This is a genomic window from Pedobacter hiemivivus (genome assembly GCF_005144565.1).
Classification (GTDB): domain Bacteria; phylum Bacteroidota; class Bacteroidia; order Sphingobacteriales; family Sphingobacteriaceae; genus Pedobacter; species Pedobacter hiemivivus.
In genome coordinates, this window is record NZ_SWDX01000012.1 from 31292 (window position 1) to 50528 (window position 19237).

The 19237-nt window shown below is 39.8% G+C and carries 14 protein-coding genes; 7 read left to right on the forward strand and 7 right to left on the reverse strand.

Annotated features, from left to right (window positions below; genetic code table 11):
• The first annotated feature begins 45 nt into the window (after positions 1–45).
• Positions 46–1422, forward strand: coding sequence for a thioredoxin domain-containing protein (locus FBD94_RS22580; protein WP_136881894.1), 1377 nt, complete (start codon positions 46–48; stop codon positions 1420–1422).
• Complete coding sequence (locus tag FBD94_RS22585; protein ID WP_136881895.1) at positions 1423–2508, forward strand: acyltransferase family protein; 1086 nt, start codon at positions 1423–1425, stop codon at positions 2506–2508.
• 79 nt (positions 2509–2587) lie between these two features.
• Here FBD94_RS22585 and FBD94_RS22590 read toward each other — a convergent pair whose 3' ends face one another.
• The 3 genes from FBD94_RS22590 to FBD94_RS22600 are packed head-to-tail and all read right to left on the reverse strand — an operon-like array spanning position 2588 to position 8311.
• Complete coding sequence (locus FBD94_RS22590) at positions 2588–5776, reverse strand: efflux RND transporter permease subunit (RefSeq protein ID WP_136881896.1); 3189 nt, start codon at positions 5774–5776, stop codon at positions 2588–2590.
• Positions 5777–5798: 22 nt separating this feature from the next.
• Positions 5799–6953 (reverse strand): efflux RND transporter periplasmic adaptor subunit, encoded by a 1155-nt coding sequence (locus FBD94_RS22595; RefSeq protein ID WP_136881897.1) that lies wholly within the window; start codon positions 6951–6953, stop codon positions 5799–5801.
• An 8-nt stretch (positions 6954–6961) separates the two neighbouring features.
• Positions 6962–8311 (reverse strand): TolC family protein, encoded by a 1350-nt coding sequence (locus FBD94_RS22600; RefSeq protein WP_136881898.1) that lies wholly within the window; start codon positions 8309–8311, stop codon positions 6962–6964.
• A 272-nt stretch (positions 8312–8583) separates the two neighbouring features.
• Between FBD94_RS22600 and FBD94_RS22605 the strand changes: the two genes are divergently transcribed.
• Positions 8584–9675, forward strand: coding sequence for a sensor histidine kinase (locus FBD94_RS22605; RefSeq protein WP_131608925.1), 1092 nt, complete (start codon positions 8584–8586; stop codon positions 9673–9675).
• Positions 9676–9684: 9 nt separating this feature from the next.
• Positions 9685–10443, forward strand: coding sequence for a LytR/AlgR family response regulator transcription factor (locus FBD94_RS22610; protein ID WP_131608927.1), 759 nt, complete (start codon positions 9685–9687; stop codon positions 10441–10443).
• 2 nt (positions 10444–10445) lie between these two features.
• Here the strand turns inward: FBD94_RS22610 and holA are convergent, their stop codons facing one another.
• Positions 10446–11471 carry a DNA polymerase III subunit delta gene (gene holA / locus FBD94_RS22615; protein ID WP_131608929.1) on the reverse strand — a complete coding sequence of 342 codons (1026 nt, stop codon included), beginning with the start codon at positions 11469–11471 and terminating at the stop codon, positions 10446–10448.
• 64 nt (positions 11472–11535) lie between these two features.
• On the opposite strand from holA, the gene FBD94_RS22620 reads away from it, so the two are divergent.
• The 3 genes from FBD94_RS22620 to FBD94_RS22630 are packed head-to-tail and all read left to right on the forward strand — an operon-like array spanning position 11536 to position 13026.
• Positions 11536–12147, forward strand: coding sequence for an RDD family protein (locus FBD94_RS22620; protein WP_136881899.1), 612 nt, complete (start codon positions 11536–11538; stop codon positions 12145–12147).
• A 12-nt stretch (positions 12148–12159) separates the two neighbouring features.
• A complete protein-coding gene (locus FBD94_RS26160; protein WP_205945929.1) occupies positions 12160–12555 on the forward strand; it encodes a zinc ribbon domain-containing protein in 396 nt (131 codons plus the stop codon).
• A gap of 9 nt (positions 12556–12564) precedes the next feature.
• Entirely contained in the window at positions 12565–13026 is a 462-nt protein-coding gene (locus FBD94_RS22630) for a type I restriction enzyme HsdR N-terminal domain-containing protein (RefSeq protein WP_136881900.1), read from the forward strand.
• 318 nt (positions 13027–13344) lie between these two features.
• Here the strand turns inward: FBD94_RS22630 and FBD94_RS22635 are convergent, their stop codons facing one another.
• The 3 genes from FBD94_RS22635 to FBD94_RS22645 are packed head-to-tail and all read right to left on the reverse strand — an operon-like array spanning position 13345 to position 19036.
• Complete coding sequence (locus FBD94_RS22635; protein ID WP_136881901.1) at positions 13345–14730, reverse strand: efflux transporter outer membrane subunit; 1386 nt, start codon at positions 14728–14730, stop codon at positions 13345–13347.
• A gap of 19 nt (positions 14731–14749) precedes the next feature.
• Entirely contained in the window at positions 14750–17884 is a 3135-nt protein-coding gene (locus FBD94_RS22640; protein WP_136881902.1) for an efflux RND transporter permease subunit, read from the reverse strand.
• A 30-nt stretch (positions 17885–17914) separates the two neighbouring features.
• On the reverse strand, positions 17915–19036 hold the full coding sequence (locus FBD94_RS22645) for an efflux RND transporter periplasmic adaptor subunit (RefSeq protein ID WP_235884609.1): 1122 nt from the start codon (positions 19034–19036) through the stop codon (positions 17915–17917).
• Positions 19037–19237 lie beyond the last annotated feature (201 nt).

Genomic DNA, 19237 nt, shown 5'->3' on the forward strand with positions numbered 1-19237 from the left:
TTATATTAGCTAAACAGAAAAACCAAAACATTCACCAACCGCTCTATGTATAAAACATTACTGTTATCCATTCTTCTAGTTAAAGCTAGCTTTTCATTTGCGCAGATTAACTACCAAAAAGATTTGAATAGCGCCTTGAAAAAGGCTTCAGAAACCAAACAGCCACTTTTTATCAATATTGGGGCGACTAAAAAACTACCCAACAAAAGTGGAATTGATAATCCTGATGTTGTTCAGTTTTACAATAAAAACTTTGTTAATTATGCTGTAAACCTTCCAAATGCTGAGGCTTTGAGCTTCATGCGGAAATATCAGCTTAAAATTTTCCCGGCCTACCTGTATCTTGATCAAAAAGGAGTGTTAATCGTTAAAGGGGCTAGAAGCAGTAGCGCATCCAAACTCTATTTAGATCTGGCAAACCAGGCATTAAATAAGCTTTCCAGCAATTCATCTTTAGGCGATTATGAAGTAAAATACAAGGCTGGAGAACTAAGCAAAGATTTTTTAAAAGAGTACATCAGTTTAAGACAACAATTAGGAATGTATGACAATGCCAAGCTAATTGATGAGTATGTTAACTTTTTAACTGTAGCTTCTTTTAATGATTATGACGAGGTATTATTTATTTTAAATGCAGGGCCTTTTACGAATGGCAAAGCATATAAGCTTAGCTTTACCAATCCAAAGATTAGGGATAGTATCTACAAAACACGCCCTTCAAGAGAGAAGGCTGAAATAAATAAACGGATTATTCAAAACACACAAAATGAAGCCATAGCAACCAAAAACCCAACTATGGCCTATTCTGTGTCGAATTTTGCCAGAGGATCATGGGGAAAGAATTATGCCGCGGGCAATAAACAATCTTCTTATCTCATGCTTGACTATTATAAGGCGGTAAAAGACACCGCAAATTTCTATCGTCAGGCACAGTATTATTACGATGAGTATTATATGAAGATCAGTCCAGACTCCATAAAAAAGCTTGCAAAAAAAGAACAGGATATAAAAGACAGTCTGACTGCTTCAATTAAAAAGTACATGTTAGCTAGAAAAAATGTAGAAGCAAAGTCAAGCGGACCAATAACCAAATATACTTATTCAAAAATCTCAGCTTCCGGAACAATTAACAATGTAGCAAAGACACTAAATAATGCCTCTTGGGATTATTACATCTTAGGTACCCGTAATACTACACATTTAACAAAAGCATTATTATGGAGTAAACGCGCAATTGAAATAACTCCAATTCCAGAGTACTATGATACGATGGCGCATATATTTTATCGCATGCAACTTTATGATGAGGCTTTGCTTAATCAAAATAAGGCGATTGAAATGCTTAGTAAACAAAAGAACTCAAATGACAGACTTTCGACACTAAAGGCGGAAGCCGAAAAAATGAAACAAAGGAAATTGTAAATGAACACGAATGCACTAAACCCAGAAATCTTAAAAACTAAACAACATTTTGAAATTCTTGACGGATTAAGAGGAGTAGCTGCATTGGCTATTGTGGTGTTCCATTTCATGGAAATGGTATATCTTCCAGCCAAAAACTTCATTGCACACGGCTTTTTAGCGGTAGATTTCTTTTTCTGTTTATCGGGATTTGTAATTGCATATGCTTATGATGACCGGATCGGGAAAATGGGTATCAAAGAATTTTTCAAATCCAGGCTGATCAGATTACATCCTTTGGTGATCATGGGTTCTGTATTAGGTTTATTGGCCTTTCTGTTTGATCCCTTTGGTGGGACACCTGAAGTATATAGTGCCGGAAAAATCATACTTATTTTCCTTTGTTCCATCTTACTTATTCCATATCCTGTAATTGCCGAGCGTTCATTTAACTTGTTCGGGTTAAACGCACCTGCATGGTCGTTATTTTGGGAGTATGTAGCCAATATCCTTTATGCACTTATTCTTTGCCGACTAGATCGTCGTATTCTGCTTATACTGGCTATAATAGCTGCAGGCACACTTTGTTATGTGAGCTACCGTGCTGGTGGTAGCTTATTGGGTGGATGGGCTGGAGAAAACTTCTGGGACGGCGGTGCCCGAATCGCCTATTCATTTTTAGTGGGTATGCTGATTTTCCGTTTTAACTGGATCGTAAAAAATAAACTAGGTTTTTTGGGCTTATCGGTGTTATTATTGCTGGCCTTTTTTCTGCCAGATTCCAAATGGAACGGTTTTACTCAACCAATGGTAGTACTGATTTACTTCCCGCTGCTTGTGGCTTTGGGTGCTGGTGCAAACCTTAGCCAAGGCGTAAAAAACTTATGTGTATTCTCTGGTAAAATATCTTACCCCTTGTATATGACACATTATGCAGTGATATGGATATTTTTGAGCTACTATACTACCCATAAGCCTGAAACACCACAATTAACGATGATTATACTAACAGGAACAATCCTTTTACTTGGATTCGCTTATCTGGTAATGACGGTTTATGATACACCTGTAAGAGCTTACTTAACCAAATTAAGATCAAAAAAATAAACAATAAAAAACACGTAAAAGCAAAGAGCGGGTGTATCATGATTTTGATACACCCGCTCTTTGCTTTTACCGCGAAATCCTATTCTTCAATATCCGGATCTGCATGCAAAGTATCTTTGTGCGCTTCGGCACTATAGCTTGCTTCCAGCTCAGCCAACTTCTGCTTTCCGTAAGCCAGTTTTGTAATTAGTACAAACAATACCGGCACAATAAATATAGCCAGAATAGTTGCCGACAACATACCTGCGGCTACTGTCCAGCCAATGGTTTGTCTGGATACCGCTCCTGCGCCTACCGACAATACCAAAGGAATTACCCCTAAAATAAATGCCACAGAGGTCATCACAATCGGTCGTAACCTCAACTTAACAGCCTCCATTGTTGCAGGAATAAGTCCCATTCCCCAATCTACACGCTCCTTTGCAAATTCAACAATCAGAATCGCATTCTTCGCCGAAAGTCCGATCAGGGTAATTAAACCTACCTGAGCATAAATGTTATTATCCAGATGAGGCAAGAACATCAATGCCAGAATAGCACCGAATAAACCTAAGGGAACGCTTAGTAAAATTGAAAAGGGAACAGACCAGCTCTCATATAAAGAGGCCAATAAAAGGAATACGACAACAATAATTAATGCAAATATAACTGTGGTACTGTCCCCTGCTTCTTGCTCCTGCTGACTCATTCCGGAGAAGTTGTAACTGTAACCAGCTGGTAGGTTTTCAGCCGCTGCTTTCTCTAAAGCAGCCAATGCCTCACCACTACTCTTACCTGGTTTTGCAGCACCGCTAATCTCAATAGATCTAAACAGGTTATAATGATTGATAACTGAAGGATTCTCTATCTTTTTATAAGAAACCATTGTAGTCAATGGAACCGGAACCCCTTTTATGTTTTTCACATAAATCTGATTCAAATCCTCAATCTTACTTCGGTAATTGGTATCGGCTTGGGCAACAACCCTAAAGCTTCTACCATATTTAGTAAAATCATTGATATAAGCACTACCAAAGTAAGAAGATATCGTACTGTAAACAGCCCCGATGGATACGCCCATCTTCTTCACTTGATCGCGATCCACACTAATCTTATAATTTGGCGTATTGGAATTGAATAAGGTATAAGCCATTCCAATAGCTGGATCTTGATTTGCCGCTCCTAAAAACTTGCCCACAACTTCCTGGAATTTCTTAATGTCACCAGTCTGCTGCTCCTGAACCTGCATGGTAAAACCACCGCTAAAACCTAAGCCCGGAATTGGAGGTGGCTGTACGGCAATTAAATTACCTTCCTTATCACCAGCAAAGGCTCTTTGCACATTAGCGACCACAGCTGATACATCTTTTTTACGGTCATTCCAATGGTGTAACTGCACAAAGAAGGTAGCCGCATTGGATTTAAATGAACTATTTAAGATGTTCATTCCGGAAATAGAGGTCACATTTTTGATTTCAGGATTCTCCTTACGGATCGTTTCAATAATCCTGGCTACATAAGCATCCGTTCTTACTGCGGATGAACCTTCTGGTAAAGTGGCCCCCATAATAAATACCCCAGCATCCTCATTAGGAATAAATCCTGATGGTTTTGCACTAAACAAACCAACTGTACCTACATAAATACACACCAGTAATACCATTACTAAGGGCCCCTTTCTCAAACACCACTGTACACCTTTAGAATATTTACTGGTTACGCGTGCAAACCATGCGTTGAACTTATAGAAAAACTTATTTAAGCCTTTTGAATCTTTATGAATGTCCATCGGTTTTAGCATCAATGAACACAATGCAGGCGTTAACGTTAGGGCAATAAATGCGGAGATCAATACAGATATGGCAATTGTGATGGCAAACTGCTGATACAACTGACCAACCATTCCCGGAATAAAGCCTACCGGAACAAATACCGCAGCCAGAATTAATGCAATTGCAATAACAGGCGCTGTGATGTCCCGCATCGCTTTCCTCGTTGCCTCTTTAGCAGATAGGCCCTCATGATCCATATAATGTTGCACAGCCTCCACCACAACAATCGCATCATCTACCACAATACCAATGGCGAGGACGAAACCAAACATGGTTAATACGTTTACCGAGAAGCCCAGCAAGTTAAAGAAGATAAAAGTACCAATAATGGAAACCGGGATCGCCAATACAGGGATTAATGTTGCTCTCCAACTTTGAAGGAACAGGAATACTACTATAGTTACCAATATCAATGCCTCGATCAGGGTTTTAACTACACCATCAATAGACACATTTACGATAGATACCGTTTCATATCCGATCGTATAATCCAAATCTTCAGGGAAGGATTGCTTTAACTTATCAAGCGTTTTAATAATCCCTTCGTAAGTTTGTACCGCATTACCTCCGGGAGTCTGGTTAACCCCCATCATCGCTGCTGACTTACCGTTGATCTGCGCATTGATGCTATAAGCAAATTCACCCAGTTCAATTCTGGCAACATCTTTCAAATACACTGCAGAACCATTTTCAGAAGTCTTTACAATAATGTTCCTGAATTCTTCTTCAGTACTCAGGTCACCATCCATAATCACCGAGAACTCAAAAGTCTGGTTACCCTTCTGTGGTGGTCCACCTACACTACCTCCCGGAATACGCGTATTCTGCTCCTGAATAGCTGCAGAAACCTCTGCTGGAGTAATCCCCATAGCTGCCATTTTATTGGCATCTAACCATACACGCATACTAAATGGCTGTCCAAAAGCCATCACATCCCCTACTCCTTTAACCCTTAAAAGGGCATCTTTTAAATATAAGTTGGAGTAGTTAGATAAGAACTTTTGGTCGTAGGTGCCCTTTGGAGAATACAACCCAAGCACCATTAACATGTCTGTATTTGCTTTTTTTGTGGTTACACCTAACCTTCTTACCGCTTCCGGCAATGAGGGTTCGGCAATACCAACACGGTTCTGCACATCTAATGCAGCAATGTCAATATCTGTTCCTACTTCGAAAGTTACCGTAATGGTCGATCTACCATCAGCAGTACTTGAAGAGGTTAGGTACTTCATACCTGGTGTACCGTTAATCTGGCTTTCAATAGGTGTGGTTACCGTTTGTTCAACGGTCTGTGCATCTGCACCGGTATAGGTGGCACTCACCGTTACTGTCGGCGGTGCAATATTTGGGTACTGGCTAATGGGCAGCCCTGTGAGTACAATGATACCCACCATAACGATCAGTATGGAGATAACAATCGCCGTTACCGGACGTTTTATAAAAACTTCTGAAATCATAATGTCTTAAAATATTTTGAAACTATTTTTTTGCAGGCTGCGTTGCTGCAACCTCTGGAGATTTTGTAGCTGCCTGAACTACCGAGCCTGGTCTTACGTTTTGCGCCCCTTCCGAAACGATGACTTCACCGGCCTGTAAGCCATTCAATACCACAATCTTTTCTCCCGTTTCCGAGCCAAGCTTAATGATACGTTGCTGCGCTTTACTGCTATCACCAACTACATACACCATATACTCACCTAATTGCTCCGATACCGATTTGTAAGGAATCGTTACTTGCTTGCTTTCGGCTTTGTTTAAAACCTTAACGTTACAAGTCATACCACTCAACAACATACCAAAGGTATTAGGATAACTGATTCTTACTTTTATCGTTCCTGTTCCAGGATCAACCGAACGGTCTACGGCTACAATTTTTCCTGCCATCTTATACACGCTTTTATCCTGAAGCTCTATGCTGAATACAGAATCTTTAACGGTTGAAGCATTTTGTTGTAGCTTAAGAAATCGTGGAATATCTTTTTGATTTACGGCAATATCAACAGCAATCGGATCATTTGCCGAAACGGTGTTCAACAAGGTAGTGCCCTGACTTGCCAACGCGCCAACCTTTACTTGTGAGATACCGATAGTACCTGTTAGTGGCGACACGATAACCGAGCGGTTAAGGTTTGCTTTTGCAGTGGCCAAAGCGGCTTCTGCTACTGCAACCTGAGATCCTGCATTAGCCATATCTGTTAATGCATAATCCACACGTTGCTTAGCCACAGCTTCCTGTTTTGCCAGATTGGTATAGCGCTCAGCATCTTTTTTACTTTTATCGTGATTTGCTTTAGCGACTTGAACATTGGCTTTTGCTGAATTATAAGCAGCCAAATAATTGGTGCGGTCAATTTCATATAGCTTCTGTCCTTTAGTTACTTTTTGGCCATCTTTTACAAAGATCCCCGTAATATAACCACCGACCTCTGCTCTCAGTTCAACTTCATTTAAAGCCACAACCACACCTGGATAAGTATCTACAGTGGTCACGTCTTCTTCAGCTACCGTATAAACACTTACTGGAATAGCCGCAGGGGCTGCTGCCATTTGTGCAGGTTTTTCTGAACTCCCGCATGATGCTAACATAGCAGCGCCTAATATTAAAATGCCTGGTTTTATCGAATTGAATTTCATTGCTGATTTTATTGAGTAATGGTTATTGTTCCTAATGCTTGTTGCACATCTAATTTTGCGGAAAGCAAACTGTAAAGTGCATTTAGATAATTGAGTTGTGTAGTTCTTAGATCGGTTTCTGCAGTCATCAGATCCAGGTATGTTTTAATCCCCTCATCGTATTGAAGCTTTATCGTTCCGTAAACTTGTTTAGAGATTTCTTGATTTTCATTTGCAGTTTTCCAATCGTTTAAACCCGCTTTATAAGTGGCCATCGCTTGCTCATATTGACTATTGATCTGGTTTTTGGTATTCTCCAGGTCTAAATCAATTCTTTTCTCCAATAATTGCGACTTACGGATTTCCTGAGTACGCTTAGTTCCCTGAAAAATTGGGATGCTCAATTTCAATCCTGCCATTGATCCTGGGTACGAGTTACTATATAAATCCTTAAAATCGTTGTTCATATAATTCCAGCTGTAGTTTGCAAAAGCAGACAGCTTAGGCATATATGCCAATTTGTTATAAGAAGTATTGATTTGTTGTAACTGACGCTGGGTTTCTAATTGTTTAAATTCAATTCTATTGCGTGGATTAAGGACCTGTGCCGTATCTAACAACACCTCCTGCTCCATGCCCTTTTCATTAAACACCAGACTTAAATCATTACCGGCATCATAACCTATAATAGATTTTAGATAAGCATACTTGTATTTTAACAATTCCTGCGTTCTTTTTCTATCTGCTTTAGCGTTACTCAAACTGATTTGAGCCCTTTGGAAGTCAGTTTTATCCACTAAACCTGCATCATACTGTGCTTTGGCATCTTTAAATTGTTTTTCTAAACGGGAAATATTTTCATCGATGATTTTAAACTGCTCCTGACTCGTCAGGATATCATAAAAAGCCTTGCTCACTTCCACCACCGTAGTGATTTTAGTGTTTTCAGTACCTTGTTTATACTGCTGTCTGTAATACTTTGCTGACTTAGAAGCCTGAATTAAGCCAGCATTTAGTAATTGTTGATCGGCTTGTAAAGTAATACCCGAAGTATTCTTAGTACCTAAAGTCATGTACGAAGTCTGCCCATCAACAGTTAAAGCATTTACCTGTTGCTTCATGTTGTGGTTAAAACTCGCATCTGCGTTGATTTGTGGCAACCAGCCTGAAAGTGCAGATTTGATATCACGTTCGCCAATCTCTTCATCTACCAGGGTCTGTTTTACACCTGGCTTATTTTTTAGGGCATAGTTAATCACATCCTGCAACGATGCTTGTTGCAATACTGTTTTTGTGCTGTCGGTCTGCGCAAAAATATGCGAAGGAATAAAGACCGTTCCCATCACAAAAAGCATAAATGATATTTTATTTAATTTCATAATGTCTTTCGAATTGAAAATTTTGAAGCTGCAAAAGTAATTTTACCTAGAAGTGGCTGGGGTAAAAGTTGACCGAACTCAACAATTTTGAGACTGAACCGACGCATAAGCAAGCTCAAATGAAATTCATTTATGTAAATTTATAAATCGATAAAGATGTCGGTTGAGTACTGAGATTATCCGTTCTGGCCTTAACTTTACGGCATTCGGTTAGTTTTGCTGATCAGAATGGCTTCTAAGTGGTATCCTTGTATATTAAGCTCGTATAACCAATGGCATTAAAGAAAGAATCTCAAGACTTTTATAAATATTTCAGGTTTATCATTATCCCTGTGGTATTTGTTGGCTTCTATTTGTTGGCCTTCATGATTGACCCTAATAGGCCATGGTCGGGCTTTTTCAAAAGAGATACAACCGAGATCCTTACTGAATGGATCTTTGTATCTATTTTCTGCTTACTAATTACCGAGATCAGTCTAGCCATTGCGCGCACACTGGATCGCAGATTACCTTGGGTTTTGTATCCGCTGTGGAGATTTCTCCTTCAATTTAGTCTGCAGATTATCGCTTCGATAGCCTTCCTTTATATCTATTTACACATTACGCTGGGTGCATTTGGAGGAGAAATGAAGTTTAGTGATCTGAATGCTGAGGGATTGCGACAGTCATTCGTAGTGAGTGCGCTTTTATCTGTGTTGATCAGCTTAATTTTTACGGGCAATTTCTTTTTACAACAATGGAAAGCCGCTATGCTGGAAACTTCAAATTTGAATTTAAAGGCTGCAGAATTGAAGCAGATTGCGCTCGAATCAGAGTTACAATCGCTCAAAATGCAGCTCGACCCCCATTTTATGTTTAACAACTTCAGCACACTTTCTGCGCTTATCGCTGAGGATGCTAATGCTGCTCAACACTTTCTCGAAAACCTATCCCGTGTATATCGGTACATGATCATCAATGTCCATAAAAACATCATTTCTGTAGAAGAAGAGATTCGTTTTGCGGAAGCCTATTTTTACCTCATCAAAATCCGCTTGGGCGAAAACATAAAAATGCAATTGACATTAAGTGATGAGGTGCTTAAAAAGGGGATCCCTCCAATTACGTTACAATTATTGATAGAAAATGCGATTAAGCACAATACTGCGTCACGTTCTAAACCATTGACGATAAATATTAACGAGGATGACCAGAAAAACCTGGTGATCACCAATTCACTGCAACGACTTAATTATAATATACCTTCTACCTGCACTGGATTAAAAAATATTGAAAGCCGTTATCGTTTACTTTCCGACAAACTACCCGAGGTTACTGAGACTGAAAATCTTTTTGTGGTGAAATTACCTTTAATGGACATTTAAATGCTGGATATGAAATTATTAATTATTGAAGACGAGATACATAATGCGAACAGATTACAGGCGATGATTAAGGAGCTCAATCCTGATATTTCAATTGTAGGAGTTTTAGAAAGTGTGGCCGACAGCATTGAATGGTTTTCAGTAAATCAGCAACCTGATCTGATATTAATGGATGTACGACTAGCGGATGGGCTTTGCTTTGAGATTTTTTCGGCTTGTAATATTACAACACCAGTTATATTTACCACTGCATATGATGAGTATGCCATACGTGCTTTTAAAGTGAATAGCATAGATTACTTGTTAAAACCCATCCATAAACAGGAATTGGCAGGAGCTTTGGCTAAATACAAACAGCTTACAGGTAATCAACAGGCCGACCCAATCATTTCTGACCTTATCGACATCATTAAAAAACAGGATCCAGTTTATCGGTCGCGTTTTTTAATTCAGGTAAATGATGGTTACAAAACGGTTGTCGTAAAAGACATTGATTATATCTATTCTGAATTTAAAATCACCCATCTGGTACTTCATCAAGGGCAGGAACATGCAGTTCCTTATACCATGGATGAAATAGAAGAGCAATTAGATCCCGCAGCATTTTTTAGGGCAAACAGGCAGCACATCATTAGCATCAACAGCATTAAAGACATTCATAACTTCTTTAATGGTAAGCTGAAGGTTATTTTGCACAAATATCCAGAAGCAGAGATTTTTATTAGCAGAGAAAAAGCTGCTGCTTTTAAGCAATGGCTCGATAATTAATCCTAATGTAGGATTTTAAACAACATTTCTTTCAATAACTCCCCATCAGTAGTGTTCCCGGTACTATCTACGCCTTTACTTTTCAAATCATATTCCCGCATCAGGCTTATAATATCAAAAGTTTTGGGTAAGCTGTAACTACGTGCAGCTGTTTCGAAATCTTTGACAAAGAATGGGTTTACCCCCAACTCTTTTGCAGCATCACCTTTATTGGGTAAATAGTGATATTTCAATATTTTGGTGAAATAGGAATTCAGATTGGCCATGACCATCACCATAGGGTTGGCCTTCGGATTATCAGCAAAATAATTGATGATCTGATTGCATTTCAAGACATTCTTTACCGCTAATGCTTTTTGCAACTCAAACACATTATACTCTTTACTGATACCAATATTTCGTTGTACAATATCTGTATCAATAGTAGTTTCTTTACTAATATTTAACAGCAGTTTCTCTACTTCATTGGCAATTTTAGAAAGATCGGCTCCCAGGTATTCCGCCATCAAGGCCGATGCCTGTGGAGCTATTTTATACCCCTTCTCCTTTACCAGCTCGTCAATCCATTGCGCAAGTTTGTAATCGCGCACCAAGTCTGACTGAAAAACCACCCCATTCTTGTCAATCGCTTTATAGATCTTTTTGCGCTTATCAAAATTGGCATATTTATACCCCAGCACCAGGATGGTACTAGGCAAAGGCTTTTCGAAATAGTTCAATACAAATTCAGCAGTTTTACTATTGCCTTCCGTCTCTTTGGCCCATTTCAAATCCTGTGCTTCTTTCACTACGACCAGCTGGTAGTCGGACATCATCGGATAGCGCTTAGCGGCATTCATTACCGTAGCCATGTCTGTATCTTTTCCATACAGAACGGTTTGGTTAAAGCCCTTCTCCATATCATTCAGAATATGCTCTTCCATATAATGGATGATCTGATCTATGTAATAAGGTTCTTCACCATGTAACAGGTAAACAGGCTTAAACTTTCTGGCTTTGATGTCTTTTATTATGTCGGCAGCACTCATATAATGCTGTAAACTTAGATAAAAAATTTGTCTACTTTTGCACAATTATCATTTATACCTACCTATGAATAATTTATGTCCAATATGTAAAACCAGCTACCCTTCAGATGTAAAGTTTTGTGTCAATGATGGCGCCAGGCTTATAGCGACCGACAGTTCTGCGGAACAAACTGAACCTCAACTTCACAATCCTTTTGAACGTCAGCCGCAAATTGGCCAATCTTATTACAAAGCCTCCATTGGCAATAGATTCGTAGCGGCCTTGTTAGATGGCTTAATTTTTCTTGCATTGATGATACCGGCAGCAGTGATTTTCGTGTTTGCTTTTATTGCTGCATACGGAAGTAAGGAAGAAGAGGCTGCCGCATTTTGTATTGTTGGCATATTACTATTCCTAATTCCACTAGCCTTCCAAATGTTTAAAGATGGGTTCGGAACGGGACAGAGTCCAGGCAAAAAAGCCATGAAACTAATGGTCATTGATCTCGAAACCAATATGCCATGTACCAAGCAGAAATCATTCTTAAGAAATATCATTATGCTATTGATGGGTATCGTTCCAATTGTTGGCGGATTTATAGAGCCAATTATGGTATTAGCAACTAACGATGGTAGAAGACTGGGTGACCGTGCAGCAAGTACAATGGTTATCGACAAAAGTGATTATTTCAACTAAAAACCGCTCCTTATGAATTGTATAAGATGTAATGCCCCCAATGCTCCAGAAGCAAAATTCTGCAAAAACTGTGGCACAACCATGATTACCCCAGAGATGCAGACAAAAACCGATCATCAAACCATCAAAGCACTGTTGATCATTATTGGAGTAGATTACCTGCTTTCTACGGTCATGTTCCTGATTCAAAAAGCTACCCCACTTGTATCCCACAATGATGGAGACTTTGCTCGAATTGACTTGGTTTATAAAGTATATGGTTGGACATCAGACATTGTGACTTTAGCCGTAATGCTATTCTTCCTGGCCACCATTAAAAACCAGACTGTTAAAACAGCCCTAATAGCATTCATTGTGTTAAGATTTATATTTATGCTTGGCTATCGTGTTTTTCCTTTCTTCCTGTAATAAAAACTAATGTCATTTATACCTACTCCACTTAATCTACCAGAGTATCCTTTTAGAATTACCCATAAGGATACCCAGTATTTTATATTTGATGAAATTAGGAAAAAACACCTGGTATTGACACCCGAGGAATGGGTAAGACAGCATTTTATCCAATTCCTGATTTTTGTTAAGAAATTCCCAAGATCCCTAATCCAAATTGAAGGGGGATTGACACTCAATAAGCTTCAAAAAAGAACCGACATTGTTATTTTCAACAATCTCGGCGAAAGAGTAATGGTGATCGAATGTAAAGCTCCGGCTGTAAAAATCACACAGTCTGTATTTGACCAGGCTGCCCGCTATAATTCGGTGCATAAAACCAAATGGTTGGTTGTAACGAATGGCTTAAGACATTGCTATGCGATTATAGATCATCAAAGTTCGCAGTTTGCTTTTATTGAGGAGCTGCCGGATTATCAACTGCTTTAATAGTCAAAATCAAAATTAGCCATTCTATTCAGAGTCTGGAACTGCGAAGCACTCTTGAGGACACAGTCCAATAAGTACTCCCGAAAAATCTTTTGCCTGAAGAAGGCAAAAGTTCCTAGGTCTCTTCACAGAAGGCAAATTTTGTCTGACCAGCATGATGCTTATCCTGCTGGTCAGACAAAACTATCCTAACACACCTGTTCTTCTATAAAACTGTCCTAACACACCTGCTTAAAAGAAAATTTAGCTTCTCGGAAAAGGCCTCAGCGTTCTTGGAGCTTCTTCAGCGACAAGTAATGCAGCCTTAGAGGAGAACGCTTAATTTTCACCTTCCCCCCCCCCTCCAAGCGCCCTATACAACCCAATCACTGCCTGCCACTGTTGCAATTTATCGTCAACACCTTCTAACTGTGCCGACAATAGATTCTGCTCAGAAGTAAGTACATCAGTATAATTGGTGGCAGAGCTATAACGTAGCAGCTTCTTTGTAAAATCAACCGATTTTTCCAATGCAGCCAGTTGCTTTACTCTAATCCCTTCTTGTTCAACAGCAGTTTGGTAAGCGTACAAAGCATTAGAAACTTCCTCCCCTGCTTTTAACAGGGATCCTTGAAATGCTAGTGCCGCTTCTTGTTGAGCCGCCTTTGCAGTAATTAACCTGGCTTTATTTACACCTTTATTAAAAATGGGCTGTGCAATTCCAGCTGCTATATTACCAAATAGACCATCTGGAGTTAACCAATCTTTTAAACTAAAGCTGGTAAAGCCCCCAGATGCAGTTAGCGTAACAGAAGGATAAAACAGCTTACGCGCTACATTTGTATTTTCAAAAGCAGCCATAAAAGCATATTCTGCCTGTTTTACATCGGGCCTATTTTGCAATAATTGTACAGGCAAGCCAACTTTAAGATCAACCAACAGTTTTTGATCATTTAACGAAGCTCGGTTAACCGTAGTGGATGGCTTTGCCAACAGCAGATTTAAAGCGTTTTCGGTTTCCCTAATTTGTCTCTTCAATCGTGGGATCACAACTTCAGCAGCATATTGACTGGCTTCACTCTGCACCTCAGCCGCTCCGGTTACTACATTCGCTGCTTTTAAAGACTTCATGGTTCGCACGTCTGTTTTTCTGTTATTTACAGTTTGTTCTAAGATCAGCAGTTGCTGATCTAATGCCAATAAAGTAAAATAGCAATTACTGATATCTGCAATCAGTTGTGTTTGCACAGCCTTCCTTGCCTCTTCGGTCTGTAATAAGCTTGCCAACGCAGCTTTTTTAGCACGCTTTAACTTACCCCATACATCAGCTTCCCATGTTGAGGTTAAACCCACATCATATTGGGTAGAGGAATTAATAATTCCAAACCCCTGTGGGAAGGCCAATTTGGATTGTTTAATGCTGGCATTACCATTCAAATCGGGCAAAAAGGCTGACTTGCTCTGTTGAAAGCTAGCGCTTGCAGCTATAATACGTTGGTATGCCATCTTCAGATCTATATTTTGCTGCAATCCTTCTGTAATCAAGCCATTTAAAATTGGATCCGCAAACAACTTGTTCCAGTGCATCGAAGCGATATTAATGGTATCAACCGATTGATAGTCCCGGTAAAGCTGTGTAGTATTTAAATCTGGTCTTTGGTACTCCTTCGATATCTTGCAGGAAGCAAGCACGAGCAGTAGCATTAATCCTATATATGATTTCATTTTTGATTTTCTTTATTAACTATTCAATTTCATTGGTTTTTGTGGTACCTGAGATCTTTTCTTGTAAGGATTGAAAAACGACAAACAATACAGGGATTACAAATACGCCAAATACGGTTCCTATTAACATCCCGCCTACGGCAGCCGTTCCGATAGAACGATTACTAATGGCACCTGCGCCTGTTGCCAACATTAAAGGCAATAAACCGAAAATAAAGGCAAAAGAAGTCATCAGGATTGGTCGCAATCTGGCCGTTGCACCCCCTATGGCAGATTGAACAAGACTTCTACCACTCAATCGGTGCATCAGGGCAAATTCAACAATCAGGATCGCATTTTTCGCCAATAGGCCGATCAACATAATCAAACTGATTTGTAGGAATATATTATTATCTAACCCAAATAAACGGGCAAACAAAAAGGCTCCGGCCAAACCGATCGGTAAGGACAACAGCACCGAGAAAGGCAAAATATAGCTCTTATACTGCGCACTCAATAGGAAGTAAATAAACAACAGACTTAGTATAAAAATTAACAAGGTTTGATTCCCGCTGGAAAGCTCTTCTAGCGTTAAACCAGAGAACTCAAAAGTATACCCTTGTGGTAAAGTTTCTGCGGCAACTTCCTGGATAGCCTTGATCGCATCACCCGAACTGTATCCTAGCTTTGGCGCGCCATTTACAGCACCCGCAGTAAACAGATTAAAACGGTTAATGAATTCAGGGCCATAAGTTTTCTTCAGGGTGATAAATCCAGAAATCGGAGCCATTACCCCTTGATCATTCCTAACAAATATTTTGCTTAATGCTTCTTTATTACTTCTTTGCGATGCCTCAGCCTGAATCATCACTTTATATTGCTTACCAAAACGGTTAAAGTCAGAGGCATAAATCCCACCAAGGTAACCTTGAAGTGTTTCCAATACCGTATTTACCGCAACTCCGGCTTCTTTACATTTGGCGACATTAACGCTTACTTCGTATTGAGGAAATCCAGTATTATAAGAAGTTGCCGCGTACATAATTTCAGGACGCTGATTAAGTGTGCCCATAAATTTGCCAATTACAGCATCAAACGCTTTATAGCTTCCACCAGTTTTATCCTGTAGCTGGAATTCAAAACCATCGTTGTTTCCAAATCCCTGTAAGGTTGGTGCTGCAAAAAAGATAATATTGGCACCTTTAATCTCAGCTGTCTTGGCAAACAACTGTCCAACGATGCTCTTAATATCCTGCCCCTTTTTTGTCCTTTCTTTCCATGGTTTCAAACGGATAAAAATTGCTGCATATGAGCTTCCTGTACCACTCATCAAGTCCATCCCCGCAAGTCTGGATGACAATTCCACTTCAGGAATAGACCGTGCAATACTGTCTATCTGATCAGCAATCACTTCTGTACGTTCCAACGAAGTCGCCGGGGGAAGAATTACATTGCCATAAATTGAACCACTATCTTCATTAGGAACAAAACCCGTTGGCGTGGTTTTAACCAAAAACCAGAACAGCACAGCAAACAACGCAATACCCGCAAATGCTATCCACTTTTTGTTGATCAAGAAAATAACCGATTTCTTATACTTGCTGGCCATAGCGGTAAATGAGGCATTAAATCCATCATAAAACCGCTGCATAAAACCCTTTTTAGGTTGATCATGGGCATTGTGCGACTTAAGCAATAAGGCACATAAAGCCGGACTTAAAGTAAGGGCATTTACTGCCGAAATGATAATCGCTACTGCCAACGTTAAACCGAACTGTTTGTAAAACACGCCTACAGACCCGGTTACAAAAGTTACGGGAACAAACACCGCTGCCATAATTAGGGTGATAGAAATAATAGCGCTGCTAATCTCGCTCATCGCATGCATGGTTGCTTTCTTGGCTGATTTTGCCCCCTGATCCAACTTAGCATGCACAGCTTCGACCACCACAATAGCATCATCGACCACAATACCTATGGCCAATACCAATGCAAATAGCGTAAGCAGGTTAATGGTAAATCCAAATAGCTTCAGGAAAAAGAAGGTACCAATAATCGCCACAGGTACCGCGATAGCTGGGATTAATGTAGAACGAAAATCCTGAAGAAAGATAAACACGACTATAAATACCAGTATAAACGCTTCGATAATGGTAAAGATCAGCTTAGAGATGGACGCATCCAGAAACTCGTTGGCATTGGCAAACACGCCTATCTTAATCCCTTTAGGAAAAGTCTTTTCTGCATCTTTTAGTATTTTCTCACACTGTTTGATGATTTCATGCGCATTCGATCCGGAAGTCTGACTAACCGCAACATACGGCGATTCATGTCCTTGAGCGGTTAAGGAGCTGGAGTAGGTAAATGAACCCAGATTAATATCCGCTACATCTTTTAATTTTAACACCTGTCCGCTACCTACCGATTTAAGAATGATGTTCTCAAACTCGGTAGCCTTCTCAAACCGACCAGTATATTTTAAGGTATACTGGAAACTTTGGTTGCTATTTTCACCAACCTTACCCGGTGCAGCTTCAATATTCTGTTCTGCCAGTGCACTTACGATATCACCCGGGATAAGACCATAGGCCGCCATAGCATCAGGTTTTAACCAGATCCGCATACTGTAATCCTTACCACCATAAACTTGAGCATCTCCAATTCCTTGAATTCTTTTAATCTGAGGAATGATATTGATCTTCAAATAATTGTCGAGGAATTTCTGGTCGTATTTTCCATCTTCGCTATAAAGTAAAAAGCTAAACACTTCACTATTCAACCTTTTACTGGTGGTAATCCCCATCTTAATTACCTCTGCTGGTAATAGGCTGGTTGCTTTAGTGATCCTATTCTGCACGTTAATCGCAGCCATATCTGGATCTGTCCCCTGCTTAAAATTGATGGTGATACTGGCGCTGCCATCGTTACTGGCTTTGGAGGTCATATACGTCATATTCTCCACTCCATTAATTTGTTCTTCCAGTGGAATAATTACACTTTTCATCACTACATCCGCACTAGCCCCCTGATAAGCAGTGCTTACTTCAACTGCTGGTGGCGCAATATCAGGATATTGGGATATTGGTAGAGAGAACAGTCCTAACAACCCCAGTATGACAATGATCACCGATATTACAGTAGATAATACGGGATTGTCTATAAATTTCTTTAACATGATTGTTTAATATTTTATATAAAATGTGCGCTATTTTTTAACTGTTGCAGGTTTAATCTTCGTCCCGTCTTTCAAACTTCCCATACCTTCCACTACCACCTGATCTCCCGCATTTAGGCCCTTCTTCACTACATAGAATTCTCCTGAAGGAATGTCCATGATCTCTATTTCAACAGGCTTTACCACTCCATCTTTATTTACCAGTACAGCCATCAGCTTTTCCTGCATTTCATAAGTAGCTTTGGCAGGAATAAGAACCGCATCCTTTGCCGACATAGGGATTCGAATGGTGGCACTTGCTCCACTTCTAATCACGCCATCTGCATTAGGAAAGCCGGCTCTTAAATTCACCGCACCGGTTTCTGTATTGATCAATCCGCCAATACTTTCCATACGTCCCTTTTCTTTATAAACCGTTCCATTGGCCAACAAAAGTGTAACCGCTGGAAAGTGTTTTAGCTTATCCCCCATACTTTTACCTGTAAAGCTGTCTGTGAAGTCTAAAAACTGTTTCTCATTAAAAGAGAAATAAGCAAAAACATGAGCGATGTTGGATACTGTAGTCAATGGCTGTGGCGAAGCGCTGCTAACCAAACTTCCTGTTTTATAGGGTATAGCCCCAACTACACCATCGGCCGGGCTGTTAATCTGCGTATAACCTACATTGATACGTGCATTTGCAAGACTGGCTTTAGCTTGTGCAAGCGCAGCCTCTTTAGCGTGTAAATTAAAGTTCGCCGATTTCAATTCGTAATCACTTACTATGCCTTCTTTTACAAGCGGTAAAGTTTTTTCGACTTGCATTTTTGCGGTATTCACTTCCGCCAGCGCATTTTTGATCGCTGCATCAGCAGTTCTTACTTCCTGGTCGTATTGCGGTGCATTGATCCTAAACAAAGGCTGTCCTTTTTTCACTGAAGCCCCTTCATCCACAAAAATCTGTGCAACAAAGCCGTCTACTTTGGGGCGGATCTCTATATTTTGCTGTCCCTGAATAGTAGCTGGATATTCGGTATTTATAATGGCCTCCCGACGTTCTATCGTCATTACAGGGTATTCCTGAATGGTTTCTACCTGCGCTGTTTGCTGCTCTGGTCCACATGCCTGTAAAAAAAGCAGTGTGATTAATAATGGTAATTGTATTGATTTCATAATGACAGTATTTGTATGATGTATTGGTAAAAAAATAGCCATAACAATCCCCTTACTCCCAAAAAAATAAGATTTCAGGGCTTTGGCTGTATTTAAAAATGGTTAAGAATAGCTGCTAAAGGCCAGGTTAATATAGCGGTGGTCCGGTATGTTGTAGATAAAGGAATTCCAGGTAATTAAAGTACATTGTTGTCTGCTTTA